This is a genomic window from Labrys sp. Lb11 (assembly GCF_057554225.1).
In genome coordinates this window covers 625,233-651,250 of record NZ_BAAJOT010000006.1, presented here as the reverse complement: position 1 = coordinate 651,250, position 26,018 = coordinate 625,233, and the positions used below count along the sequence as shown (strand labels likewise).

Annotated in this window: 19 protein-coding genes and 4 pseudogenes; 10 read left to right on the top strand and 13 right to left on the bottom strand. The window is 68.1% G+C overall.

What is annotated here, in order from left to right; genetic code table 11:
• Nucleotides 1-1,043 (top strand): annotated as a pseudogene (locus AC27L4_RS25090) (apolipoprotein acyltransferase); the annotation flags it as partial.
• A 258-nt stretch (nt 1,044-1,301) separates the two neighbouring features.
• On the opposite strand, the gene urtE reads toward AC27L4_RS25090, so the two are convergent.
• The 5 genes and pseudogenes from urtE to urtA all read right to left on the bottom strand — a co-directional run.
• Entirely contained in the window at nt 1,302-1,997 is a 696-nt protein-coding gene (gene urtE, locus AC27L4_RS25085) for an urea ABC transporter ATP-binding subunit UrtE (protein ID WP_487145227.1), read from the bottom strand.
• A 13-nt stretch (nt 1,998-2,010) separates the two neighbouring features.
• On the bottom strand, nt 2,011-2,772 hold the full coding sequence (gene urtD / locus AC27L4_RS25080; RefSeq protein WP_487145226.1) for an urea ABC transporter ATP-binding protein UrtD: 762 nt from the start codon (nt 2,770-2,772) through the stop codon (nt 2,011-2,013).
• The gene (urtC, locus tag AC27L4_RS25075) at nt 2,769-3,920 is read right to left on the bottom strand and encodes an urea ABC transporter permease subunit UrtC (protein ID WP_487145225.1); all 1,152 of its coding nucleotides are present in this window, start codon (nt 3,918-3,920) and stop codon (nt 2,769-2,771) included. The genes urtD and urtC overlap by 4 nt, the downstream gene beginning before the upstream one ends.
• Complete coding sequence (urtB, locus tag AC27L4_RS25070; RefSeq protein ID WP_487145224.1) at nt 3,917-5,506, bottom strand: urea ABC transporter permease subunit UrtB; 1,590 nt, start codon at nt 5,504-5,506, stop codon at nt 3,917-3,919. The genes urtC and urtB overlap by 4 nt, the downstream gene beginning before the upstream one ends.
• Before the next feature lie 66 nt (nt 5,507-5,572).
• Nucleotides 5,573-6,796: pseudogene (gene urtA / locus AC27L4_RS25065) on the bottom strand (urea ABC transporter substrate-binding protein); the annotation flags it as partial.
• A gap of 384 nt (nt 6,797-7,180) precedes the next feature.
• Here urtA and AC27L4_RS25060 point away from each other — a divergent pair.
• Nucleotides 7,181-10,561, top strand: a complete 3,381-nt coding sequence (locus AC27L4_RS25060; protein WP_487145223.1) for an ATP-binding protein — start codon at nt 7,181-7,183, stop codon at nt 10,559-10,561.
• Nucleotides 10,562-10,627: 66 nt separating this feature from the next.
• The gene (locus AC27L4_RS25055) at nt 10,628-11,518 is read left to right on the top strand and encodes a response regulator (protein WP_487145222.1); all 891 of its coding nucleotides are present in this window, start codon (nt 10,628-10,630) and stop codon (nt 11,516-11,518) included.
• A gap of 11 nt (nt 11,519-11,529) precedes the next feature.
• On the opposite strand, the gene AC27L4_RS25050 is transcribed toward AC27L4_RS25055, so the two are convergent.
• Together AC27L4_RS25050 and AC27L4_RS25045 are read right to left on the bottom strand one after the other, a co-directional pair.
• A complete protein-coding gene (locus AC27L4_RS25050) occupies nt 11,530-12,558 on the bottom strand; it encodes a glycosyltransferase family 4 protein (RefSeq protein WP_487145221.1) in 1,029 nt (342 codons plus the stop codon).
• A complete protein-coding gene (locus AC27L4_RS25045; RefSeq protein ID WP_487145220.1) occupies nt 12,555-13,376 on the bottom strand; it encodes a UDP-2,3-diacylglucosamine diphosphatase in 822 nt (273 codons plus the stop codon). Before AC27L4_RS25045 ends, AC27L4_RS25050 begins: the two co-directional genes overlap by 4 nt.
• A 216-nt stretch (nt 13,377-13,592) precedes the next feature.
• On the opposite strand from AC27L4_RS25045, the gene AC27L4_RS25040 reads away from it, so the two are divergent.
• From AC27L4_RS25040 to AC27L4_RS25030, 3 genes and pseudogenes are all read left to right on the top strand, one after another.
• Complete coding sequence (locus AC27L4_RS25040) at nt 13,593-14,006, top strand: DUF2852 domain-containing protein (RefSeq protein ID WP_487145219.1); 414 nt, start codon at nt 13,593-13,595, stop codon at nt 14,004-14,006.
• 371 nt (nt 14,007-14,377) lie between these two features.
• Nucleotides 14,378-14,614: pseudogene (locus tag AC27L4_RS25035) on the top strand (GMC oxidoreductase); the annotation flags it as partial.
• Between the two features lie 7 nt (nt 14,615-14,621).
• Nucleotides 14,622-14,744: pseudogene (locus AC27L4_RS25030) on the top strand (integrase core domain-containing protein); the annotation flags it as partial.
• A gap of 223 nt (nt 14,745-14,967) precedes the next feature.
• Here the strand turns inward: AC27L4_RS25030 and AC27L4_RS25025 are convergent.
• Nucleotides 14,968-16,407 carry an MFS transporter gene (locus AC27L4_RS25025; RefSeq protein WP_487145218.1) on the bottom strand — a complete coding sequence of 480 codons (1,440 nt, stop codon included), beginning with the start codon at nt 16,405-16,407 and terminating at the stop codon, nt 14,968-14,970.
• Nucleotides 16,408-16,524: 117 nt separating this feature from the next.
• Here AC27L4_RS25025 and AC27L4_RS25020 point away from each other — a divergent pair, with 117 nt between their 5' ends.
• The 3 genes from AC27L4_RS25020 to AC27L4_RS25010 all read left to right on the top strand — a co-directional run bounded on the left by AC27L4_RS25020 (nt 16,525) and on the right by AC27L4_RS25010 (nt 18,768).
• The gene (locus tag AC27L4_RS25020) at nt 16,525-17,454 is read left to right on the top strand and encodes a LysR family transcriptional regulator (protein WP_487145216.1); all 930 of its coding nucleotides are present in this window, start codon (nt 16,525-16,527) and stop codon (nt 17,452-17,454) included.
• A 242-nt stretch (nt 17,455-17,696) separates the two neighbouring features.
• Nucleotides 17,697-18,248 carry a recombinase family protein gene (locus AC27L4_RS25015; protein WP_487145215.1) on the top strand — a complete coding sequence of 184 codons (552 nt, stop codon included), beginning with the start codon at nt 17,697-17,699 and terminating at the stop codon, nt 18,246-18,248.
• Between the two features lie 121 nt (nt 18,249-18,369).
• Complete coding sequence (locus tag AC27L4_RS25010) at nt 18,370-18,768, top strand: TOBE domain-containing protein (protein ID WP_487145214.1); 399 nt, start codon at nt 18,370-18,372, stop codon at nt 18,766-18,768.
• Nucleotides 18,769-18,814: 46 nt separating this feature from the next.
• On the opposite strand, the gene AC27L4_RS25005 is transcribed toward AC27L4_RS25010, so the two are convergent.
• On the bottom strand, nt 18,815-20,167 hold the full coding sequence (locus tag AC27L4_RS25005; RefSeq protein ID WP_487145213.1) for an OmpP1/FadL family transporter: 1,353 nt from the start codon (nt 20,165-20,167) through the stop codon (nt 18,815-18,817).
• A 440-nt stretch (nt 20,168-20,607) separates the two neighbouring features.
• Here AC27L4_RS25005 and AC27L4_RS25000 point away from each other — a divergent pair, with 440 nt between their 5' ends.
• Nucleotides 20,608-21,456, top strand: coding sequence for a fumarylacetoacetate hydrolase family protein (locus tag AC27L4_RS25000; RefSeq protein WP_487145212.1), 849 nt, complete (start codon nt 20,608-20,610; stop codon nt 21,454-21,456).
• Between the two features lie 182 nt (nt 21,457-21,638).
• Here AC27L4_RS25000 and AC27L4_RS24995 read toward each other — a convergent pair whose 3' ends face one another.
• The 4 genes from AC27L4_RS24995 to AC27L4_RS24980 form a co-directional block, all read right to left on the bottom strand.
• Nucleotides 21,639-22,250 (bottom strand): helix-turn-helix domain-containing protein, encoded by a 612-nt coding sequence (locus AC27L4_RS24995; protein ID WP_487145211.1) that lies wholly within the window; start codon nt 22,248-22,250, stop codon nt 21,639-21,641.
• Nucleotides 22,251-22,324: 74 nt separating this feature from the next.
• Nucleotides 22,325-23,251: a DMT family transporter gene (locus tag AC27L4_RS24990; RefSeq protein WP_487145209.1), complete on the bottom strand. Its 927-nt coding sequence runs from the start codon at nt 23,249-23,251 to the stop codon at nt 22,325-22,327.
• Between the two features lie 96 nt (nt 23,252-23,347).
• On the bottom strand, nt 23,348-25,627 hold the full coding sequence (locus tag AC27L4_RS24985) for a xanthine dehydrogenase family protein molybdopterin-binding subunit (RefSeq protein WP_487145208.1): 2,280 nt from the start codon (nt 25,625-25,627) through the stop codon (nt 23,348-23,350).
• An 82-nt stretch (nt 25,628-25,709) separates the two neighbouring features.
• A complete protein-coding gene (locus AC27L4_RS24980) occupies nt 25,710-25,946 on the bottom strand; it encodes a hypothetical protein (protein ID WP_487145207.1) in 237 nt (78 codons plus the stop codon).
• Nucleotides 25,947-26,018 lie beyond the last annotated feature (72 nt).

Genomic DNA, 26,018 nt, shown 5'->3' with positions numbered 1-26,018 from the left:
CCGGCAAGGAACGCGAGCGCACCTCTTCGGCCATGCGCGCCGCCTATGAGCAGGCGGTGGCGGAGGTCTCCAACCTGTTCGGCAGTGCCGCCGACCGGTTCTCGGAGGTGACGCAGGACATGCGCGGCATGGCCAAGACCATCCAGCAGGAGCTGGAGGCGACGCGCGTCGAGCTGCAGCGCGGCCTGGTCGAGATCCCGCGCGAGACCACGGAGTCGACGGCGACGATGCGCCGCGTCGTGGCCGAGCAGATCCAGGCGCTGAACGACCTGTCGGACATCGTCGCCCGCTCGGGCCGGTCGTTCGACGTGGCCGAGGCGACGCCGCGCCGGCAGGAGCCGGCGCGCCAGCCCGAACCGGCGCCGGCCGGCCCGTCGCGCCCCGCGGCGCCGGCCCGGCCGGCCGAGCAGCCGCGTCCGGCCCAGCAGCCCGTCGCAGCGGCTCCGGCGGCCAAGGCCGAGGCCCAGGCGACCAAGGCCGAGGCGGCGCCGGCCGCCAAGGCCGAGCCGCCGGCAGCCCAGCCCGACAAGGCTCCGGCCGCCAAGCCGGCGGCCGCCGCCCGTCCGGCGGCGCCCCCGCCGCCGGCTGCGTCCAACGGCAATGGCGAACGCCGCAAGAACGGCTGGCTTTCGGAAGTGCTGGCCCGCGCCTCGCATGAGGAGCGCGACGGCGAGGAGCCGGCGGAGGATGCGGCCAGCGAGCAGCCGGCGTCCCTCGACACGCTGTCGGTCGACATCACCAAGATGGTCGAGCACGATGCGGCCGAGGAGCTGTGGGGACGCTATCGCCGCGGCGAACGCAACGTCTTCAGCCGCCGCCTCTACACGCTGCAGGGCCAGCGCACCTTCGACGAGATCCGCCGCCGCTATCGCCGCGACGAGGATTTCCGCGAGACCGTCGACCGCTACATCGACGAGTTCGAGCGGCTGATCGCCGAGGTCGATCGGGAGGATCGCAGCGGCTCGATGGCCAAGACCTACCTCACGGCCGACAGCGGCAAGGTCTACACCATCCTCGCGCACGCGGCGGGCAAGCTGGGCTGACGGCCGTCGGGCCCAAGCAAGTTCGGGTCGAGGCGGCTTCGGCCGCCTCTTTCCGTTTCAGGGCCTGCCCCAAAGGCCGCACGGCGGCCCGGGATCTTTTGAAATCCTCCGGGAGCCGATCGCAGCCAATGTCGGGACATCTCCAGGGTGCTCCTGATCTTCAGGAGGGGAGCCGGCGACCTGCCGGCCGGAGGAAGACCTGCCGAGCCGACCCGGCCTTCGAGGCGGGCTGCCAAGGCGGGAAAGGCCCCTCCCCGGTCACACGCTCATGCGGCGGCGGACCTCGTCCTCGACCATGGTCTCGCGGGTGCCGGACAGGACGATCTCGCCGCGGTCCATGACATGGAAGGCATCGGCGAGCTCGCGGGCGAAATCGAAATACTGCTCCACCAGCACGATCGCCATGCCGCCCTTCTGCCGGAGATAGGCGATGGCGCGGCCGATATCCCGGATGATCGAGGGCTGGATGCCCTCGGTCGGCTCGTCGAGGACGAGCAGCGAGGGCCGCATCACCAGGGCGCGGCCGATGGCGAGCTGCTGCTGCTGGCCGCCGGACAGGTCGCCGCCGCGTCGGCGCAGCATGTCCTTGAGGACGGGGAAGAGCGAGAAGACGTCGTCGGGGATGTCGCGATCCCCTGCGGCCAGCGGGGCGTAGCCGGTCTCGAGATTCTCCCGGACCGTCAGCAACGGGAAGATCTCGCGCCCCTGGGGCACGTAGGCGACGCCGCGGCGGGCACGCTCATGCGGCGCAAGGCGGGACAGCTCGACGCCGCTCCACTCGATCCGGCCGCGTGCGATCGGCTGGAGCCCGACCACGGCCCGCAGCAGCGAGGTCTTGCCGACGCCGTTGCGGCCGAGCACGCAGGTGACCTTGCCGGGCTCGGCCGTGATCGAGACCGAACGCAGCGCCTGCGAGGCGCCGTAGTAGAGGTCGACGCCGGTGACGGTCAGCATGCTCCAGCCTCCTTCATCGACCGAGATAGACCTCGACGACGCGCTCGTTGGCGCTGACCTGGTCCAGCGTCCCCGACGCCAGCACCGCGCCTTCGTGCAGGCACAGGACGCGGACGTCGAGGTCGCGGACAAAGGCCATGTCATGCTCGACCACCACCACCGAATGGTCGCGGGCGATGCGCTTCAGCAGCACGGCCGTCTCGGCCGTCTCGGCATCGGTCATGCCGGCGGCGGGCTCGTCGACCAGGAGGAGCTTCGGGTCCTGGGCCAGCAGCATGCCGATCTCCAGCCATTGCTTCTGGCCATGGGAGAGCGAGCCGGCGCGGCGGGCGCGGGCATGGTCGAGGCGGATGGTGTCCAGCACCTCGTCGATCCTGGCCCGCGCCTCGGCCGGGCGGCGCCAGAACAGGTTGGCGACGACGCCACGCCTCGCCTTCAGGGCGAGAAGGATGTTGTCCTCCACCGTCTGGCTTTCGAACACGGTCGGCTTCTGGAACTTCCGGCCGATGCCGAGCTCGGCGATGCCGGCTTCGTCGATCCGGGTCAGGTCGGTCGCGCCCTCGAACAGCACGTCGCCGGCATCGGGACGGGTCTTGCCGGTGATGACGTCCATCATCGTGGTCTTGCCGGCGCCGTTGGGACCGATGACGGCGCACATCTCGCCGGCGGCGAGCGTGAGGGACAGGCCGCGCAGGGCGCGGAAGCCGTCGAAGGACACCTCGACGCCGTCGAGATAGAGCAGGCTGCTGGTGAGCGCGGCGGGTCTGGCGGTCATGGCCTCACTCCGCCCGGGCTTTCGGCGGCGACGGGCGAGGCCGGCCGGGGCACGGCGCGCCTGACCCTGGCCGCGAGGTCGCCGAGCAGGCCGAGCACGCCCTTCGGCATGAACAGCGTCACGGCCACGAAGATCCCGCCCAGGATGAACAGCCAGTAGGGCGCGAACAGGCCGCTGGTGAAGGTCGTCTTGGCGAAGTTGACCAGCACCGCGCCGAGCGCGGCGCCGACCAGCGTGCCGCGCCCGCCGACGGCGACCCAGATCACCACCTCGATGGAATTGCCCGGCTCGAACTCGCCGGGGTTGAGGATGCCGACCTGCGGCACGTAGAGCGCCCCGGCCAGGCCGGCGAGGCAGGCCGAGACGACGAAGACGAACAGCTTGTAGTTCTCGACGCGATAGCCGAGGAAGCGGGTGCGGCTCTCGGCGTCGCGCACCGCGATCAGCACCTTGCCGAGCTTCGAGCCGGTGATGCCGCGGCAGACGAGGTAGCCGGCGGCGAGGGCGACGACCGAGGCGACCAGCAGCGCCGTGCGGGTGGTCGCGGCCTGGATGTCGTAGCCGAGGATGTCCTTGAAGTCGGTGAAGCCGTTGTTGCCGCCGAAGCCCATGTCGTTACGGAAGAAGGCGAGCTTGAGCGCGAAGGTCATCGCCTGGGTGATGATCGACAGATAGACGCCGGTGACGCGCGAGCGGAAGGCGAACCAGCCGAAGAAGAAGGCGAGGACGCCGGGCACGAACAGCACCATCAGCGCCGCATAGGGGAAATGCTGGAAGCCGTACCAGGCGAACGGCAGTTCCTTCCAGTCGAGGAAGACCATGAAATCGGGCAGGACGGGATCGCCGTACTTCCCGCGGCTGCCGATCTGGCGCATCAGGTACATGCCCATGGCGTAGCCGCCGAGCGCGAAGAAGGCGCCGTGGCCGAGCGAGAGGATGCCGCAATAGCCCCAGACGAGATCGAGCGACAGCGCGAGCAGCGCGTAGCACAGGTACTTGCCGAGCAGGGCCACGACCCAGGCCGGGACATGGAAGGCCGAGTCCGCCGGCACGGCAAGATGGCCGATCGGCACGAGCACGCCGACCAGCGCCAGCACCACCAGGAAGACGAGGCCGCGCCGGTCGGACAGGAGCCAGGCTGCGATCATTGTTCCACCGCCCTGCCCTTCAGCGCGAACAGGCCGCGCGGGCGCTTCTGGATGAACAGGATGATGAGGACGAGCAGCGCGATCTTGCCCAGCACGGCGCCGGCATAGGGCTCGAGCAGCTTGTTGGCGACGCCGATCGAGAGGGCGCCGACCAGCGTGCCCCACAGGTTGCCGACGCCGCCGAAGACCACGACCAGGAAGCTGTCGATGATGTAGCCCTGCCCGAGATTGGGCGAGACGTTGTCGATCTGGCTCAGCGCCACGCCGGCCAGCCCGGCGATGCCGGAGCCGAGGCCGAAGGTCATGGCGTCGACGCGGTTGGTGCGGATGCCCATGGCGGAGGCCATGCGCCGGTTCTGGGTGACGGCGCGGGTCTGCAGCCCGAAGCTGGTGAAGCGCAGCACGAACAGCAGCGTCGCGAACACGAGGCCGGCGAAGACGATGATCCAGAGACGGTTCCAGGTGACGGCGAGCCCCCCGAGCTCGAAGGAGCCGGTCATGAAGGCGGGCGCGCCGACCTCGCGGTTGGTCGGCCCGAACAGGGTGCGCACCGCCTGCTGCAGGATCAGGCTGACGCCCCAGGTGGCCAGCAGCGTCTCCAGCGGCCGGCCGTAGAGCCAGCGGATCACGGTGCGCTCGACCACGACGCCGACGCCGCCGGCGACCAGGAAGGCGAGCGGCAGGGCGATCGCCAGCGACATGTCGAACAGGGCCGGCGCGTGGCTGCGGATCAGGTCCTGCACCACGAAGGTGGTGTAGGCGCCGAGCATCACCATCTCGCCATGGGCCATGTTGATCACGCCCATCACGCCGAAGGTGATGGCGAGACCGATGGCGGCGAGCAGCAGCACCGAGCCGAGCGACAGGCCGTACCAGAGGTTCTGGACGCCGGCCCACAGCGCCAGCCGGGACCGGATCGCCTCGGCGCCGCCGGCGGCGGCGTCGCGGACGGCCTGCGGCGCGCCGGGCGGCAGGGATTGCAGCAGGCCGAGCGCGTCCTGGTCCTGCCGCCCGGCGATGACCAGGGCGGCGGCGACGCGGTCCGGCTCGGCCGCCGACGCCGAGAGGAAGACGATGGCGGCGCGGGCAAGCTCGAGCGTGCGCTTCACCCGGGGATCGGTCTCGGCGGCGAGCGCGGCCGAGATGGCCGGAAGGGCGGCGGGGTCGCGCGCCCTGGTGACGGCCTCGGCGGCGGCGAGGCGCCGCGACGGGTCTGCCGACATCAGCGTCAGCGAGCCCTGCGCCGCCTCGACGGCCCGGCGGACGCGGTTGTTGAGCCTGACCTTCTTCAGCCCGGACGGCACGGATGCGGCCGGCTGGCCGGTGGCGGCGTCGATGGTGGCGCCGTCCCTGGTGTAGAACACGCCCTTGCCGGCGGGATCGTAGCTCAGCCGGCCGTCGGCGAGGGCGTCGACCGCGGCGGCGGCATTGGGGTCGCCGGAGACGGCGAGGGCGGCGACGGCGGCTTCGATGGCGTCGAACCTGTCGGTGGCGAGCCTGGAATAGAGCGCGGCGTCGGCACGGGCGCCGCCGCTCGCGACGACGAGGACGAGCCAGGCGACCAGCAATGTCAGGGCGTTGCGCATGGGCTCATCCCGGAGGACGGCACGGCCTCCTCCCCGGGACGCCGGGGAGGAGAACCGCGCCCGATGTCACGCGGCCTTGCCGCCGCACTTGCCGAGATTGACGTTGAAGTTGCCGCAGGAGAGCGGCTTGCGCCAATCGGAGATCAGATCCTTCGAGCCGTCGAGGTAGTCCGACCATTCGTCGCCGACGACCAGGCCCGGGGTCTGCGAGACGATGTTGAACTGGCCGTCGGCCTGGATCTCGCCGATGAGCACCGGCTTGGTGATGTGGTGGTTGGGCATCATGGTCGAGGACCCGCCGGTGAGGTTCGGCGTCGAGACGCCGATCAGCGCGTCGATCACCGCGTCATGGTCGACGGTGCCGGCCTTCTCCACCGCCTTCACCCACATGTTGAAGCCGATGACATGGGCCTCCATCGGGTCGTTGGAGACGCGCTTCGGGTTCTTGGTGAAGGCCTGCCACTTGGCGATGAAGGCCTTGTTCTCGGGCGTATCGACCGACATGAAGTAGTTCCAGGCGGCGAGATGGCCGACGAGCGGCTTGGTGTCGATTCCGGCGAGTTCTTCCTCGCCCACCGAGAAGGCGACCACGGGGATGTCGGTGGCCTTGACGCCCTGGTTGCCCAGCTCCTTGTAGAACGGCACGTTGGCGTCGCCGTTGATGGTGGAGACCACGGCGGTCTTCTTGCCGGCCGAACCGAATGTCTTGATGTCGGAGACGATGGTCTGCCAGTCGGAATGACCGAAAGGCGTGTAGTTGACCAGGATATCCTCGGCGGCGACCCCCTTGGACTTGAGATAGGCTTCGAGGATCTTGTTGGTGGTGCGCGGATAGACATAGTCGGTGCCGGCGAGCACCCAGCGCTTCACCTCCTCGTTCTCCATCAGATAGTCGACGGCCGGGATCGCCTGCTGGTTCGGGGCGGCGCCGGTGTAGAAGATGTTGCGCGAGGATTCCTCGCCCTCGTACTGGACGGGGTAGAACAGGATGCCGTTCAGTTCCTCGAACACCGGCAGCACCGACTTGCGCGACACCGAGGTCCAGCAGCCGAACACGGCGTCGCACTTGTCCTTGGTCAGGAGTTCGCGCGCCTTCTCGGCGAAGAGCGGCCAGTTCGAGGCCGGATCGACGGCGACGGCCTCGAGCTTGCGGCCGAGCAGGCCGCCCCTGGCGTTCTGCTCCTCGATCAGCATCAGCATGACGTCCTTCAGCGTCGTCTCGCTGATAGCCATGGTGCCGGACAGCGAGTGCAGGATGCCGACCTTGATGGTCTCGTCGGCGGCGAAGGCGGGGCGCGGGCCGGCGCCGAGCGCCAGTGCCCCGGCGCCCCCCGCCAGCATCATCATGGCCGCGCGGCGGCTCATCATCGGTTGCGTCATCGGAAAGTCCCCCTGCTGCTCGGTGAACGGACGGCCTCGAAGGCGCTGCCTCGAGCCGGCGCGCCGATCGCAGGACTTTCGGGCCGATGCCGCAGTGCAGCATATACGTCGATCGACGTAGAGGCCGGGGAATGCCCGGAAAGACAGCGCGCCGATGCAAAAACAGGCAGGATCCGGCGCGAACACCGGGCTACGGACGGGATGCCGGCGGCACGGGCCTTGCAGCATCGCCACGAGCCAGGCGGTCCTGGCCGGACGCGGCCCACCGGCGGGCCGGGAGGACGATCCCATCCGATGGCAGGCCGCCAGCGCATCCTCCCGGTCCGGCGCGACTACAACCGCTGGGTCGCCGACCAGACGCTCGAAGACTATGCGCTGAGGTTCACCGCCAAGCGCGCCCGCCGATGGTCGGCGCCGCGCGTGGCGCAGACGGCGATCGGCGCGATCTCGTTCCTGGCGCTGGAGGCGATCGGCGGCGCGATCACGCTGTCCTACGGGTCCGCCAACAGCTTCGCGGCGATCCTGGTGGTCGGCGCCATCCTGTTCCTCACCGGCCTGCCGATCAGCCGCTACGCCGCGCGCCACGGCCTCGACATCGACCTGCTGACGCGCGGCGCGGGCTTCGGCTATATCGGCTCGACGGTCACGTCGCTGATCTATGCCAGCTTCACCTTCATCCTGTTCGCCATCGAAGCCTCGATCATGTCGACGGCGCTGCAGCTGTGCTTCGGCCTGCCGCTGTGGATCGGCTACATCGTCAGCGCGCTGGCGGTCATTCCGCTGGTCACCCACGGCATCACCTGGATCAGCCGCTTCCAGCTCGTCACCCAGCCGCTCTGGATCGGCCTCAACATCCTGCCCGTCGGCTTCATCCTGTGGTCGGACTGGCCGTCCTTCACCGAATGGCTCCGCTTCCCCGGCCTGCACGAGGCATCCGGCGCCTTCGACATCCTCAAATTCGGCGGCGCCGCCTCGGTCATCCTGGCGCTGATGCCGCAGATCGGCGAGCAGGTGGACGTGCTGCGCTTCCTGCCGCCGCCGCAGCCGGGCTCGCGCCGCGGCGCCCTCGCCGTCCTGGCCGCCGGGCCCGGCTGGATCGTGCTCGGCGCGCCGAAGCTGCTGTTCGGCTCGTTCCTCGCGGTGCTGGCGCTGCGGCACGGCGTGCCGGCCGGGCACGCCGCAGAACCGGCGCAGATGTACCGCATCGCCTTCGGCTACGTCCTGCCCTGGCCGGACGCGGCGCTCTTCCTCACCGCCGCCTTCGTGGTGGTGTCGCAGCTCAAGATCAACGTGATGAACGCCTATGCCGGGTCGCTGGCCTGGTCGAACTTCTTCTCGCGGCTGACCCACAGCCATCCCGGCCGCGTGGTCTGGCTGCTGTTCAACGTCGCCATCGCGCTCCTGCTGATGGAGCTCGGCATCTACGAGGCGCTGGAGCGGACGCTCGGCCTGTTCGCCGTGGTGGCGGTGGCCTGGCTCGGCGCCATCGTGGCGGATCTCGCCATCAACAAGCCGCTCGGCCTGTCCCCGCCCGGCATCGAGTTCAAGCGGGCCCATCTCTACGACGTCAATCCGGTCGGCGTCGGCGCGATGGGCCTCGCCGCCACGGTGGCGCTGCTGGCGGCGGCGGGAACATTCGGAGCGGTGGCCAGGGCGCTGGCGCCCTTCGTCGCCCTCGGCGTCTCGCTGGCGGCGGCGCCGGCCATCGCCTTCGCGACCGGGGGCAGATACTACCTCGCCCGCAAGCCCCGCGCCGCCTGGCAGTCGCGCCGCGAGATCACCTGCGCCATCTGCGAGCATCCGTTCGAGCCTGAGGACATGGCCCATTGCCCGGCCTACGCCGCGCCGATCTGCTCGCTGTGCTGCTCGCTCGACGCCCGCTGCCATGACCTCTGCAAGCCGAGGGCCAGGCTGCAGGCCCAGGTGATGGAAGCGATCGAGACCGCCCTGCCCGCTGCGGTCGCGGCGCGCATCAGCCCGCGCCTGGTGCAATATTGCGGCATCCTCGGCCTGTTCGCCGGCGTCATCGGCCTGATGCTCTACCTCGTCAGGTTCCAGGCCTCGTCCTGGATCGCGGCGCCGGCGGAGGCCGTCTCCAGGACGCTGTGGCTCTGCTTCGCCATCCTGCTGATCGTCGCCGGGATCGTCGCCTGGTTCTTCGTGCTGGCGCAGGAAAGCCGCCGGGTGGCGCAGGAGGAATCGTCGCGGCAGACGACGCTGCTGCTCCAGGAGATCGCCGCCCATCGGCGCACCGACGCCGCGCTGCAGCGCGCCAGGGACGTGGCGGAGGCGGCGAACCTCGCCAAGAGCCGCTATGTCGTCGGCCTCGGCCATGAACTGCGCACGCCGCTCAACGCCGTACTCGGCTATGCGCAGATCCTGGAGCGCGACGAGGCGATTCCGCCGGCGCGGCAAGGCAGCATCCGCGTCATCCGGCGCAGCGCCGAGCATCTGTCCGGGCTGATCGACGGATTGCTGGACATCTCCAAGATCGAGGCCGGACGCTTCCAGCTGCAGCGCAACGATGTCCGCTTCGCCGAGTTCCTCGACCAGATCGTCGAGATGTTCCGCCTGCAGGCCCGGGCCAAGGGGCTGGACTTCCGATTCGAGCCGGCTCCGCCCCTGCCCGACGCCGTGCGCACCGACGAGAAGCGGCTGCGGCAGGTGCTGATCAACCTGCTGTCGAATGCCATCAAGTTCACGGACCGGGGCCATGTGACGCTGGCGGTGACGCATCGCGCCCAGATCGCCACCCTGACCGTGGCCGACAGCGGCGTCGGCATCCCCTCGGCCGATCTCGAGCGGGTGTTCGAGCCGTTCGAGCGCGGCGTCCATGCCGGCAGCCGGACGCCCGGCCTCGGCCTCGGCCTGACGATCACCAAGCTGCTGGTGCAGATCATGGGCGGCGAGATCACGCTGGCGAGCGAGGCGGGGCGCGGCACCACCTTCCGGGTGCGGATGATGCTGTCCACCGTCGCCGTGCCGGCGGCCTCGCCGTCGCTGGCGGTGCGCGGCTATGCCGGCCGGCGCCGCACCGTGCTGGTGGTCGACGACGACCAGGACCACCAGGACCTGATGCGCGCGGCCCTGGAGCCGCTGGGGTTCCCGGTGCTGACGGCCAGGGACGGACCGACCTGCCTGGCGCTGGCGGGCGTCGCGGGGCGCGGGCCGGATCGCCACGAGCCGGTTCTCAGGCCCGACATCTTCCTGCTCGACATCTCGATGCCGGGCATGAGCGGCTGGGATCTGGCGCGGGCGCTGCGAGCCGCCGGCCAGACCGCGCCGATCCTGATGCTCTCGGCCAATATCGGCGAGAGCCTTCCGGCCCCGGGCGCGGATGCGGCGCACGACGACACGCTGCCCAAGCCGTTCGACCTCGCCCGGCTGCTCGAGCGCCTGCGCGTCCTCCTCAAGCTGGAATGGCTGGACGAGGCGGCCGAACCCGCCGTCGCCGGCCGGCCGGCCGCTTCGATCGCCAGGCCGAGTGCCCGGCACGTGAACGAACTCCTGGAGCTCGGCCGGATCGGCTATGTCCGCGGCATCGAGGCGAAGCTGTCGGAGATCGAGGCCGAGCCGGGCATGGGCGGCTTCGTCGATGCCATGCGCGCGCATCTCGGCCGTTTCGATTTCGAGCGCTACACCCAGGCGCTGGAGGCGATCGGCGATGACGAATAGAGAGCCCGGCCCCGCCGCCGGCCGTGGCCGCGAGGACGGCGCGAGCCGCCCGGGAGCGACGCCGGCATGACGAGCCCCCGGCCGGCCCGCGACATCGCGCTGGTCGTCGACGATTCGCCCGAGACGCTGGGCCTGCTCACCGAGGCGCTGGAGCAGTCCGGCGTCATGGTGCTGGTCGCGACCTCCGGGGCGCAGGCGCTGTCGATCGTCGAGCGCATCACCCCCGACCTCATCCTGATGGACGCGGTGATGCCCGGCATGAACGGCTTCGAGGCGACGCGCCGGCTGAAGGCGCGCGGCAGCGTCGCCCATGTGCCGATCATCTTCATGACCGGCCTCGCCGACACGCCGCACATCGTGCAGGGCCTGGAGGCCGGCGGCGTCGACTATCTGACCAAGCCGATCAACATCGATGAGCTCCTGGCGCGCATGCGGGTGCATTTGGCCAATGCCCGGGCGGCGCAGAGCGCACGCGTCGCGCTGGACGCGGCGGGGCGTTTCCTGGTGGCGGCCGACGGCGCGGGCAGTCTGGTCTGGTCGACGCCGCAGGCCATCCGGCTGCTCGGCGGCGCCGGCGCCCTGCCCTCCGGCGTGATCGAGCGGGCGCACGGCGGGCGGCCCGACACCGGCGTCAGCCTGCCGATCGGGCCGGACGGATCGCCGCTGCACCTCGCCTTCCTCGGCCGGATCGGCGAGGACGAGTACCTGTTCCGCCTGACGGCCGAGGCGGGCGGCGACCAGGTCGGCGCCCTGCGCCGGCGGTTCGCGCTGACCGCACGCGAGGCCGAGGTGCTGTCGTGGATCGCGCGCGGCAAGTCCAACCGCGACATCGGCGACATCCTGGAGATGAGCCCGCGCACGGTGAACAAGCACCTGGAGCAGATCTATGTGAAGCTCGGCGTGGAGAACCGCGCCTCGGCGGCGGTGCTGGCGACCCGGGCTCTCGACCAGCCCTGAAACGGGACGGCCTATGCCGCCTCGTCCTGCAGCGAGCCGCCGCAGGCGCGGCGCACATTGTCGACAAACTGGCGGGCGCTGGCCTCCCAGCTGTATTTGAGCGCTTCGGCGCGGGCGGCCTCGCCGGGAATGTCCAGGCATGCGAGTGCGGCGCGGCGCAGGTCCTGGTCGAGCACGCCGGCCCCCGTGCCGCCGATGACGTCGAGCGGGCCGGTCACCGGGAAGGCCGCGACCGGCAGGCCGCTCGCCAGTGCCTCCAGCAGCACGATTCCGAAGGTGTCGGTCAGGCTGGGGAAGACGAAGACGTCCGAGGAGGCATAGGCCTGCGCCAGCGCCTCGCCGTGCAGCATGCCGGCGAAATGGACGGCGGGGAAGCGCGCCCGCATCGCCGCCAGCGCCGGGCCGGCGCCGACCACCACCTTCGAGCCCGGCAGGTCGAGCGCCAGGAAAGCCTCGATGTTCTTCTCCACCGACACGCGGCCGACGCTGAGGAAGATCGGCCGCGGCAGGTCGAACATGCCGGCGCCCGGCCGCGGCCGGTAGATCTCGTGGTCGACGCCGCGCGACCAGCGCATCAGGCGGCGGAAGCCGCGCGCCGCAAGCTCGCGCTCCATTGCCGGGGTCGAGACCATGGTGCCGGAGCCGGCATTGTGGAAGCGCCGCAGGCAGCGATAGGTCAGATCCTGGGGAATCGGCGCCCGGGCGGCGATATATTCGGGGAAACGCGTGTGATAGCTGGTGGTGAACGGCCGGCCGCGCCGGAGGCAGGCCCGGCGGGCGAGGAAGCCGATCGGTCCTTCGGTGGCGATGTGGATGAAATCCGGCGCGGCCTCGCCGATGCGGCGCTCGATCGCGGCCGGCGTGACCAGGGCGAGCTGGATCTCCGGATAGGACGGCAGCGGCACCGTGGGGTAGCCGGCCGGCGACAGGATGTCGAAGGTGACGCCGAAGCGCGCGGCGGCCGTGGCCGTCTGTTCGAGCGAGCGCACCACGCCGTTGACCTGCGGTCGCCAGGCGTCGGTGGCGATCAGGATCTTCACGCCGCCGCCCGAGCCCCGGTCGGCAGGGGCAGGGCCGCCGCAGCGGCCGGCGCCTGCGCCGAGCCGCTGCGGTCGGTCCAGCGGATGATCTCGAAGCGCCCGTCGGCGTGCTCGACCACCGCGGTGCAGCTTTCCACCCAGTCGCCGGTGTTGATGTAGGCGATACCGTCGAGGTCGCGCTGCGCCGCATGATGGATATGGCCGCAGATGACCCCCTCGCACTGCTGGCGCCGGGCTTCGTCGGCCAGGGTTTCCTCGAAACGGCCGATGAAGCTCACCGCGTTCTTCACCTTCAGCTTCGCCCAGGCCGACAGCGACCAGTAGCTGAGGCCCAGGCGGCGGCGGGCGATGTTGAGCCAGGTGTTGACGCCGAGCGCGAAGACATAGGCCCAGTCCCCCAGCAGGGCGAGCCATTTGGCATGACGCACCACGACGTCGAAGGCGTCGCCATGCATGACGAGGTAGCGCTTGCCGTCGGCCGCGACGTGCACGGTCTGCTCGACCACCTCGATGCCGCCGAAATGATGACCGGGAAAGTCGCGCAGGAATTCGTCGTGATTGCCCGGCACGTAGACCATGCGGGCGCCCTTGCGCGCCTTGCGCAGCAGCTTCTGCACCACGTCGTTGTGGGATTGCGGCCAGTACCAGCCGCTCTTCAGCTGCCAGGCATCGACGATGTCGCCGACGAGATAAATGCTCTCGGCGTCATGGACGCGCAGGAAATCGAGCAACAGGCCGGACTGGCAGCCCTTGGTGCCGAGATGAATATCCGAGAGGAACAGGGCGCGGTAGCGCCTGCCTTCGCCGTCCTCGCTCATGATCGCGCCCCCAAGTTTCGCCGATCACACTCCGTCGCCGCCACAAACACGATTCAGGTCTCGGAATTGTGACAGGCGGCGGCCGGGACCGCGCCGGGCCTGCCGCGGCCCGGAGCGCCCCGCCGTCGCCGGCCGAAATTGCACGGGATCCTCTTGCACGCCCCCCCGCCCCTCACCACGTCATGGCCGGCTGGGGAGCCGATGGAGTAGAGACCGATGACCTCTTGTGCGACGAGGAGCCGCTGGAGCCCGCTGCATATCCTGGCAGTGGTCGGGGGCTTTGTGATCTGGTGGCCCCTGGGCTTGGCGGCCCTGGCGTTCTGCCTGTGGGGTGACCGCCTTCCCCGCGACCAGGTCCGCGAAGGGTTCGACCGCATGAAGGCGGAGTTCGGCGGCTTTGCCCGCGAGCATCGTCACGGCTGGTCGGCGACCGGCAACGCCGCCTTCGACGACTACCGGGCCGAGACGCTGCGCCGCCTCGACGAGGAGCGCCGCAAGCTGGAAGAGGAAGGCCGTGCCTTCGCCGAGTTCCTGCGCAATCTGCGCCGGGCTCGCGACAAGGAAGAGTTCGACCGCTTCATGGCCGAGCGCGCCGCCTCCCGCCCGAGTGACGGCACGACCAGCACCTGACCGGTTTCCGGCCGCAAGGCCATGTCGAACGACGACGCCCGCGCGGGTTCCGCGCGGGCCTTGTGTTTTGGACGAACCGGCAGGAAGCCCTAGCTCCGGCCTCGATCGCGCCGCTGACGCCCGCCCCAGGCCCTCCGCCACGCGCCCGTCCCGATCCACGCGGCAAGCGCTCCCCCACCGGCTCGGCAGCCGTCCGCATAGTGCCCGATCGCCGTCCCTGCCGCCGATCTGAAGGCGATAGCCCCCTCCGCCGCCGACGAGAACGACCCGGCGATGCCCGATGCGAGATGGCGTCGGCGCATGGCGCCCGGCTGTCCCGATTGTCCGCGCGCCATCGCCGGAGGGATCGCTTCATTCCCGCACACAGCGAGATCGACGCCTATGCCGGCGCCACGGCCGAGAGCGCCTATCACCCCTCCTGCACCTGCCGGATGGGCGAGGACGAGGATGCGGTGGTCGACAGCGAGTGCCGCGTCCGGGGGGTGGAGGGGCTCAGGGTCGTCGACGCCTCCATCATGCCCTCGATCCCGAGCGGCAACCTCAACGCGCCGACGATCATGCTCGCCGAGAAGGCATCCGACCTCATCCTCGGGCGGCCGCCCCTCCCCCCGACGCCGCGCCTCGATCGGCCGATACCTGAACTTCTACAATACCCGCAGACCCCATTCGAGCCTTGACCGGAAGACACCCGATCAGGCCTACTTCAACAAGCCAACGCCAATCCCGGCGGCGGCATAATACCGGCCGAAACCCACTTATCCGGCAGCTTCAGCTGTCCAAGCAAACCGAGCCGGCTCTCTATAGCCACATCAATCCCTACGGCCGCTTCGATCTCGACCTGAGCAGCCGGATTGATTTCGGGCGGCTCGCCGCCTGAATCGACCGAAACGAAAGTTGTTGCAATAATCTGCCGCGAAAACTTAATTTTAATCGGGATATTCGCGAAACTGAACGCCTCGCTCTACGCACATGCTCTATTTCGCCGGTGTAATACACGGAAGAAAACGAGCCCGAGGGTGATAGCAACCAAGTTATAGATCGTCGCGACCGCGAAAGCTGTGCCATAGGCATCAGCGGCTCCAACGCCGGTTGTCGCTTCAGCGCCGCTTTCGTGGATGACGCCGAACAAGATGATGCCGACGATCGTCACGCCGAAAGCCGAGCCCGCTGTTTGGATGGTGCTGAACATGCCGGACGCCATCCCGGCCTCGGCGTTGGCAACGGTGCTCAGAACCATGTTGAGCAGGAGTGGAATGACGATCCCCTGACCAAGCCCTTGCAGGATTACGGAAAGCGTCAACGCCGAAGCTGTCCCGCCGGCAAGGCCGGCCGTGATCGCGATCAGCAAGCCCAAACCGAACAGTCCCATGCCATAGGTCAGAGCCCGAGGCTGCTCATTCGTAAAACGAGCCGAGACGAGAGACCCGACGAAGAAGGCTAGCGTGGACGGCAGAAACAACATAGCTGCCCGTAACGGAGTCTGGCCGAGACCGATCTGCAAAAAGATCGTCAGCGACAAAGAGAAAGAGCTGACTGCCGAGAAAAACAGAAATGACGCCAGCATGCCGAAGACGAAACGTTCATTGCTGAATAGCGAAGGATCAATGATCGGGATGCCGCCACGCCGTCTCAGGCGACTTTCATAGGCAATGAAAGCACCGAACAAGGGCACGGATGACGATAGCCCGGTGATTACCCACCACGGCCAATGCTGCTCTTGCCCCGCCATGGCGGGCATCAGTAGCGCCGTGAGTGCTGCTACGCCGAGGAGCGCTCCCAAGAGGTCGAGTCTTGCCGGCGCAGCTTCTCTCGTTTCGACGATGAACCATCTCCCCGCAACGAGCGCGTAGGCGGCGATCGGCAGGTTGACGAAAAAGATCAGGCGCCAGCCGAGGCTACCGACGTCAAAGGCGAGCAGGCAGCCGCCAAGAAGTTGCGATGCCGCACCGGCAATACCCTGTACTGCGCCCATTACGGCAAAGGCGCGCCGGCGCTCTTCACCGTCGAACAGCAGTCGTACCGATGCATAGATCTGCGGCATCAGAAGGGCTGAGCCGATACCCTGCAACGCCCGCGATGCAATGAGGAGCGGAGGCGACGAAGCAAGGCCGCACAGAAAGGAGGCGAGTGCAAAGATCGCCATGCCGAGGAGAAACAGCCGCCGCCGCCCGTAGAAGTCGCCTAGCCGTGCGCCATTGAGCAGCATCGCGCCATAGGAGACGCTGTAGGCCACCATGATGATCTGCAATTCGGCATTGGTCGCGTGCAGGTCGCGCTGAATATCGGGCAATGCGATATTGACGATGAAGAGATCGAGGATCGTGACGAAATTTCCAGCAAGAAGCACCGCCAGCGATGAATTCGCTCCTGCCCACCGTTTATTCTCGTGCGCCAACGTCATCTTCATTTCCACCCGTGGGCATCGGCCCCATACCGGAAACGATATCCAGTCTCCAATGCCGATCAATCAGGCAGCGTGGACATTCATAAAGGACAAAATTTCCTTTATGATCCAATCATGGATAGTCTGAGCAGTCTTTCCGCCTTCGTTCACGCTGCTGAACAGCACAGTTATGTGGCGGCCGCACGCGTTGCCGGCGTCTCACCGTCGGCGATCGGCAAGGCCGTCGCCCGTCTGGAAAGCCGGCTCGGTGCACGGCTGTTCAACCGGACAACGCGCAGCATCAGCCTAACGGAGGAAGGAGCGGCGTTCTACGAGCGATGCAAGCGTATCATTGACGATCTTGAAGATGCTGAGGCAAGCCTCACAGAAAGCCGGAAGCGTCCGAGAGGACGCCTGCGTGTCAGTGTGCCCCACATCGTCGGACAGCATCTTTTGATGCCGGCTCTGCTCGACTTCACCGAGCGATTTCCCGATGTCGAACTGGATATCGACTTCGAGGATCGGGTCGTTGATCTGGTGGCTGAAGGACTAGATATTGCCATTCGCAGCGGAGAACTGGCCGATACCAGTCTGATCGCCCGTCGCCTTGGTGAGCAGCATTTTGTCGTTTGCGGAAGCCCCCGCTATTTCGACCACCATGCCCCGCCAATGTCGCCGGCGGACCTCGCCGGGCATTCCTGCATCCATTTCAAATACCCGACAAGCGGGCGTCTGGCTACTTGGGCCTTTGCTGCTCCCGACGAGCGGACGATCCTGCCGAAGAGCCTGATCTTCAACAATACGGACGCCGGCTTGCGTGCCGCACTGGATGGGATGGGTATCGCCCACCTGCCGGTCTATGTCGCAGCGTCGCATGTTCGCGCCGGAACACTGATTCCCGCGCTGGCCTCATACATGGTGCCGTTTGGTTCTTTGTCTCTGGTCTGGCCGTCTAGTCGCCAGTTGTCGCCGAAGGTTCGGGCCTTTGTGGATTTCGTGACCGGACATTTCGCAGCCCGACCAGACACGTTCCAAACGGGGGCGGCGCTATCGCGAGTATCCTGATTTTCCAGCTCGGATTGCACCGGGCCGAAATTGTTCGGCGATTCTTGTCGCAAAAGTTCCCTGATTGACGGGGATTTTTGCGACAGCTCGGCGTCGATGTCGTTTTGGGTATACCCGTGATGAACACCGCGCATGAACAGGCCGAGCTCGCAAAATCCTGTTTATTTTGGGTCTGAAACGAAATATTGAACAATTCGCCTTGATGGCACACCCAAATTGAACAGTTTGCAACGGTGTAGTGCATGCCTCGTATCGGATATGCCCGCACTTCCACCACGGACCAGAACCTTGCCGCGCAGGTGGCCGCGCTTAGAAGCGCTGGCTGCGATGTCATCCGTGAGGAGCAGAAAAGCGGCGGCTCGCTCGAGGGCAGGCCGCAACTGATGACCATTCTCGACTTTATCCATGCCGGCGAAACCCTCGTCATCACGCGCATCGACCGGTTGGCCCGATCGCTACGCGATCTCCAGGTCATAACCGATAAGCTCAAGGCCAAGGGCGCACATCTGTTTGCCACCGAGCAGCCTGTCGACACTTCCACAGCCGCCGGCAATGCGTTCTTCGACATGCTCGGCGTGTTCGCCGAGTTCGAAACCAACCTACGGCGCGAGCGACAGGCTGAGGGGATTGCCGCTGCTAAGAAACGTGGCACCTATAAAGGTCGCCCGCCCAAGATTGATCGCGCCGAAATCTTGTTGCGGCTGCAACGGGGACATGGACCCAGCAAGATCGCCCGCGAGCTTGGTATATCGCGCGGCACCATCTACCAGGTGCGCAAAGGCGGTTCCGAATAACCCCGCCAAACGCCGCTGTTCATCAATCGTTCTTCAACTTGGCCAAAATCGCAGCTTCGAGCCGACGGCGCGCATCTACGAAGCCCCGACAAGCCGCGATGTCGCGGCCTTCATCGGCTCGATGAACTTCTTCCCGGGCAGGCTGGTCGGCCTGGAGGATGCCGGGGCGGTTGTCGATGCCGGCGCAATCGGGCGGCTGACGGTGCAGCACGACACCGGGACCAGCGGCGCCAGGGTCGGCGATGCCGTCGTCGTCGCGGTGCGCCCTGAGAAGATCAGCTTCGCAGACGATCCGGGGCAGGCCGGCAACCGCCTCGCCGGCGACCTGGTCGCCGCCTCCTATCTCGGCGACCGCAATCACCTCTTCGTCAGGGTCGACGGCGTCGCGCGGCCGGTCGCCGTGGCATCGCAGAATGTCACGCCCCAGACGGGGCAGGCGCCGCGGTCGGGCGGCGTCTGCCTGGAATGGCGGCCGGAAAGCGCCATCCTCCTGCCCGAGCACGGCGCCTGGGCCGCCTGAGCCGGCGTCGGAGAGGCCGTGCCGACGGAAACTCCCCGTCCCGCGGTCAGTACTTCGCCACGACCGGCTCCTGCGGCAGGGCAGCGACCGCCGTGCCGCCGAACTTCCAGCGCAGGCCGACCGAGACCACGTCGACCGACCCGGCGACGTCGCCGTAGAACGACATGCCGTAAAGATTGCCGCTGTCGGCGTTCGGCGTGCCGGGACCGACCTTGATCGTGCCGTCCTTGACGAAGGCGTGGCTGTAGCCGAAGTCGAGGGTCAGGTGCTCGTTGTAGACATAGGAAGCGCCCGCCGACACCCATATCCGGTCCCCGTCGGGGATCGACACGTCGCGTTGCGCGTCCTTGATCGGCGAGATCTCGTAGGATGCGCCGCCGCGCAGGGTGAGCTGGTCGTTCCACTGATATTCCGCGCCGAGCGCGAAGTTCCAGCCGTCCTTATAGCGGAAGGTCAGGGTCGTCGGGTTGACGCCCTGCAGCGGCCCGCTGCGGATGTAGAACGGCACGTCCTGCACCAGGCTCCAGTTCCGCCACTCGACGGAGCCGAGCAGCGTCCATTGCGGCGCGATATTCTGGCTGAAGCCGATTGTCGCCTGGTCCGGCAGGGTGATCTTGCCGACCACCGGATGCGACCCGGCCAGCGGCCCGAGGGGGGGCAGGTCGGGCATGTCGAGGTTGCCCTTGAGCGACAGGTCGACACGCGAGCGGTAGCCGAGCGCGATCTCGCCGCCGGTCCAGGGCTTGATGGTGGCGCCGAGGGTGTAGCCCCAGCCGGTATCCTCGAGGTCGTCCAGCTGGCCCAGCTCGACCACCCTGTCGCCGGGGATGACGTCGCGCGAGAACTTGGCCGTGGCATAGAGGACGCGCGGGCCGACGGCGATGTTCAGCCAGTCGTTGACGGTGTAGCCCACGACCGCGGCGACGTCGATGGACACGGCCTTGGCGCTGATCGACAGGTTCTGGCCGGCCCAGGGCACGTTGGGCTTGCTGGCGAGGCCGAAGGGCGAATTGACGGATAGACCGACCGCCCAGTCTTCGTTGAGGCGATAGGCGACGTAGGACGTGGGTATCAGGGCGTCCTGCAGGATGTCGCCGGAGTCGTCGCCGAGGGCGAGCAACGGCGGCGAGGTGCCGGACACGGCCTTGATGTCGGCCTGCGGCAGGGCCAGCGTATAGTTGGAGCTGGACTCGAAGCCCTCGACCTGGTTCACCGCCGCCGGGTTCCAGAACATGCCCGACAGGCCGAAGACCGTCGTGCCGGCGCCCGAGAAGGCGTTGCCCGCGCCGACCGTCGATTGCAGCCTGTGGCCGAAGCCGCCGGCCTTGGCCGCCCCGGCCGACAGCATGGCCGTCGAGGCCAGCAGGACAATCGCTGTGGCGCGCAGAGACGTCGCCATATTTCCCCCAAAACCGTGCCGGCGGATCGCCGGATGCCCCCGAGACAGTACGTCCTGTCCGTGACAGAGTGCTTAATCCCGCGCCAACCGCAACCGTGGTGACCGGACGGGCCGGGGCTCGCCGCGGTCGAATCGATTGCGGCGAGATCGAGACGATGCCGGGCAATTCGAAGTAAACGGCTACGCCCGCGGAGACTTTTCCGCTCGCTGCTCCAGGATCGACGCCGGAGCGGCAACCGTCGCCAGGCTGCGACCTTATGCGGTTTGCAACTCTATGTGACTGTTGTGCAACAACTTCTTGCGGCTGGCCGCCGGCATTGCGGTCTTCGCGGGGCGCTTTTGCGATTCGAAGCCTTGCCCTCGCTCGCCGGCATCGGCATATAGTCCCGCCCAAGTTGTCCTACAAATCCGCCCAAGGTGGCCTGCCAAAGGAAATCGACATGAAGCTCGTGCGTTACGGCAATCCTGGCCAGGAGAAGCCCGGCCTGATCGACGCCGACGGCCAGATCCGCGACCTCTCCGCCCATGTCGCGGACCTGACGGGCGACGTGCTGTCGCCGGCCTCGCTGGCCAGGCTCGCCCAGCTCGACGCCAAGGCGCTGCCGCTCGTCGCCGGCACGCCGCGCTTCGGCTCCTGCGTGCCCAAGCCCGGCAACTTCATCGCCGTCGGCCTCAACTATGCCGACCATGCCGCCGAGAGCAATCTGCCGGTGCCGAAGGAGCCGGTGCTGTTCAACAAGGCGCCGTCCTGCGTGGTCGGTCCCAATGACGACGTGATCATCCCGCGCGGCTCGGAGAAGACCGACTGGGAGGTCGAGCTCGCCATCGTCATCGGCAGCCGCGCCTCCTACGTGGAGGAGAAGGACGCCCTCGCCCATGTCGCCGGCTATTGCGTCTGCAACGACGTCTCCGAGCGCGCCTACCAGATCGAGCGCTCCGGCCAGTGGATGAAGGGCAAGGGCTGCCCGACCTTCGGCCCGCTCGGCCCCTGGCTGGTGACGCCGGACGAGGTCGGCGACGTGCAGAACCTGTCCATGTGGCTGGACGTCAACGGCAAGCGCATGCAGACCGGCTCGACCAGGACCATGGTGTTCGGCGCCGCCCATATCGTTTCCTACATTTCCCAGTTCCTGATCCTGGAGCCGGGCGACGTCATCACCACCGGCACGCCCCCCGGCGTCGGCATGGGCATGAAGCCGCCGGTCTACGTCAAGGCGGGCGACGTCATGACGCTCGGCATCGAGAAGCTCGGCAGCCAGCGCCAGACGGCCGTGGCCTGGAGCGCCTGAGCAGCGCTCTCCCGAACCTGCTTACACTTGCAAGTCCGAGCAGCATTGATTTGCATTGAAGATGCCAGATCAATCGTGGCGGGAGCCACGAGAAGCGGCTCGGACCTCGCCATCGACCGCCGCGGCGGGCGCAATGCCCGCCGCCCTCCCCCCGGGGGGCATGCGCAAGAGACCGGCCGCCCCTACTCCATCACCGCCGCCTTCATGATGCACACCATGGTGGCGTGCACCGGCTCCGGCCCGACGACGCGGATCGCGTGCGGCCGGTCGCAGCGGTAGCGCAGGGTCTCGCCTGCGCCTGCCCGTTCCACAACGCCGCCGACATCGACCTCCACCGCGCCCGACAGGATCGACAGGCTCTCGATCGAGCCGCGCTGGTGCGGATCGCTCTCGAGCACGCCGCCGGGCTCGGCGTGGAAATCGTACCATTGCAGCCATTCGACCGTCTTGATCCAGCCGATGATGGTGAGGCGGCACTTGCCGTCCTCGGAGATCACCACCGGCGTGTCCGGACGCGTGGTCCTCTGCAGGAACGGACCGTCATCGGCGCTGGCCAGCACGCGCTCGATCGAGACGTCGAGGGCCTGGGACAGGCGCCAGATCGTCGCCAGGGTCGGATTGGTCTCGTTGCGCTCGATCTGGCTGATGATCGACTTGGCGACGCCGGACTGCTCGGCAAGCTCGGACAGCGACAGGTTGTAGGCCTTGCGCAGCCGCTGGATGGTCTTGCCCAGCTGTCCGGACAGCAGGAGCGCACCGGCGTCCAGGTCCGCCCTCCGATCAGCCCCGCTCATCTCAACGCTTTCGTTTGATTTGACGAATTTTGCGTTTGTAGTAGCGAACGAATTGTACGGCAAGGGGCGGCCGCTCAGGTAACCTCGGGCGCCTCGCCGCGGCGCAGGCCGAGCGCTCGCTCGCGCAGGATGACGAAGACCCCGGCGGCGATGATGATCCCCGCCCCGATGAGCACCAGCGGCGGCGGCACGTCGCCGAAGGCGACATAGCCGACGGCGAGGGCGAACAGCATCGAGGCATATTCGAAGGGGGCGATCAGCGAGGCGTCCCCGAGCCGATAGCTCTGGGTCAGCAGGATCTGGGCGATGCCGCCGAGCACGCCGATGCCGGTGAGCACGGCGAGTTCATGCGCCGTGGGCATCACCCAGCCGAACGGCAGCGTCGCCAGGCCGATCACCGACGAGACGAGCGTGAAGTAGAGCACGATCGAGCCGGTCGGCTCGGTCTCGGTCAGCCGGCGCACCTGGATCATGGCGAAGCCGGCCACGACGGCGGCGGCGAGGCTCAGCATCGCCCCGAGCATCTGCTCGCCGCCGCCCGGCGTGTTCTCGCCCAGATGCGGCAGCAGCGTCAGGATCACGCCGAAGAAGCCGAGCGCCACGGCGCTCCAGCGATAGGCCCGCACCTGCTCCTTCAGGATCAGCGCCGCCAGCACCACCGTGAAGATCGGCGCCGCGTAGAAGATGGCGGTGGCGTCGGCGAGCGGCAGGCGGGCAATGCCGGCGAAGTTCAGGTACATGGCGACGACGCCGACGCCGCCGCGCAGGACATGGCCCATCGGCCGCCCTGTCTTCAGGGCGGAGCGCAGCGTGCCCTGCCAGGCCAGGAAGGCGACGAGCGGGATCAGGGCGAAGATCGAACGGAAGGCGACCACCTCGCCGGTCGGATAGGTGGTGCCGATCAGCTTGATCAGCGCGCCCATGACCGTGAAGATCAGGACCGACGCGACCTTGAAGGCGATGCCCGCCAGGCTGGGCGGCGGCAGGGATTGGGCGTGCATGACGGACGGTGTTGCGGCCTGCGGACCGGCACGGGCGCGCCGCCGCCATAACGGGAGAGGCGCGTCCGCAGCGACGCCCCTCCCGCTCCTCCCCGCCTATTCCGCGGCCTGCCTGATCGCCGCATCCTGGATGGCGCGCCAGACCACCTCGGGGGTCGCCGGCATGTCGATCCGGGTGATGCCGCAGCCGCGGCGCAGCGCATCGATGACCGCGTTCATCACCGCCGGCGCCGCGCCGATGGTGCCGGCCTCGCCCGCGCCCTTGATGCCGACGGGGTTGCCCTTGCACGGCACGTTGCGCGTCTCGAAATGGAAGAACGGCACATTGTCGGCGCGCGGCAGGGCATAGTCGGTCAGCGTCGCGGTGAGGAGCTGGCCGTCCTCGCCGTAGACGGTACGCTCCAGCAGCGCCTGGCCGATGCCCTGCACCACGCCGCCCTGCACCTGGCCTTCGAGCAGCAGCGGGTTCACCACCACGCCGAAATCATCGACGATGGTGTAGCGCAGGATGCGCGTGACCCCGGTGTCCGGGTCGATCTCGACCTCGCAGACATGGGTGCCGTTGGGATAGGTCGCCTCGCCCGGCTGGTAGTTGTGGTCGGCGGTCAGGAGGTCCGGCGTCGCCTTCGGCAAGGCGGCGAGCGCGGTGAAGTCGATGGCCTTGTCCGTGCCGACGACGCGGATACGGCCGTCGATGATCTCCAGATCCGCGATGCCGGCCTCCAGCTCGTCCGAGGCCAGGGCCTTCAGCCGCTCCGCCAGCGTCTGGCTCGCCTTGCCGACGGAGGCGCCGCCGACCGGGATCGAGCGCGAGCCGCCGGTGCCGCCGCCGGTGCGGATGCGGTCGCTGTCGCCCTGGACGACGTTGATGCGCTCCAGCGGCAGGTCGAGATGCTGGGCGACGAACTGGGCATAGGCGGTGAGATGGCCCTGACCGTTGGTCTGCGTGCCGATCAGCACCGTCACCGAGCCGTCCTTCTCCAGCGATACCGTGGCGGTCTCGCTCGCACCGTCGGCGCAGGCCTCGATATAGGTCGACATGCCGATGCCGAGGAGCTTGCCGGCCTTCTTGCCCGCCTTCCAGCGATCCTTGAAGGACGCCCACTGCGCCACGTCCATGGCACGGCGCATATGGCCCTCGAATTCGCCGCTGTCATAGGTGCGGCCGGTAGGAGCCTTGAACGGCATCTGCTCGGGCTTGACGAAGTTGCGGGCGCGCACCTCGTCGACGGCGAGGCCGGTCTCGAAGGCGATGGCGTCCATCAGCCGCTCGATCAGGTAGGCTGCCTCGGGCCGCCCGGCACCGCGATAGGCGTCGACCGGCAGCGTGTTGGTGAAGACGCCGCGCACGCGCACATCCATCGCGCCGATGGCATAGGCGCCGGTGGCCATCAGCGCGCCGAGCCAGGGAATGAACGGCCCGAACTGCGAGAGATAGGCGCCCATGTCGCCGATGATGTCGATCCTGACGGCCTGGATGCGCGAACGCCGGTCGAGCGCCGCCTCGATGCGGGTGATGTTGTCGCGGCCCTGGGTGTCGCCGAGGAAGTGCTCGGTGCGGTCGGCAAACCACTTCACCGGCTTGCCGAGGCGGCGGGCGGCTTCCATGCACAGCGGATATTCGCGGTACATGAAGGCCTTGGTGCCGAAGCCGCCGCCGACGTCGCCGGTCTTCACATGGAAGGCCTCCGGCGGCATGCGGAAGATGTTCTGGGCCAGGTTGTCGCGCAGGCTGTGAACGCCCTGCGAGCCGACGGTCAGGGTGAAGCGCCCCCCGTCCCATTCGGCGATGCAGCCGCGCGTCTCCATGTAGTTGGCGACGAGGCGGTTGTTGAGCACGTCGAGCGTGACCACCCGCGCCGCCTTGTCGAAGGCCTTGCGGACCTTGGCGGCGTCGCCGATCTGCGCGTCATAAGCAAGGTTGGAGCCGTGCTGCGGCCAGACCAGCGGCGCCTCCGGCTCGAGCGCCCGCACCGCGCCCGTGACCGCCTCCAGGGGCTCGTAGTCGACGCCGATCGCCTCGGCCGCATCGCGGGCCTGGTCCAGCGTGTCGGCAACCACGAAGGCGACGGCGTCGCCGACATGACGCACGGTGTCGACCGCCAGGATGGGATAGGGCTGCGGCTTCTGCGTCTCGCCGTCGGCGTTCGTCATCAGCGCCAGGCACGGCAGGTCGCCGAGATTGGTCACGTCGGCGGCGGTGAAGACCAGGCGCACCCCCGGCATGGCCCGCGCCGCGTCGACATCGGTGATCGAGATTCGGGCATGGGCGTGCGGCGAGCGCAGGACATAGCCGCGGAGCACGCCCTCGCGCGTCTCGTCGTCGAGATAGCGGCCGGTGCCTGTGATGAAGGCCTGGTCCTCCTTGCGGCGCATGGGTTGTCCGACGCCAAATTTGGTGGGCGGCATGGCTTGCTCCGGCATGGGTGATGGCAGGCGCGATGATTAGGGCGTGTGCTCAGATATGGTTTCGGGCGAGACGCGAGCGATTTTGGCCGAGTGGAAGGAGCCGCGCGACGCCAAGGCTGATGCCTTGGCGAGCGAGGCGTCGCGCCAATCGGCCAAAAGCGCCGCGCCGCTTCGCGGTGAGGTGAAAAATGGCCATCTGCCGCGTCCCGTCGCTCGCCAAGGCATCAGCCTTGGCGTCGACGTCGCAAGCCGAAGGCTTGCGATAGCGCGACTTGCATCTGGCCATTTTTGACCTCATCTCGCTCCAAACCATGTCTGAGCACACGCCCTAGCACAGGCCGGGCGCGATGCACCAGAC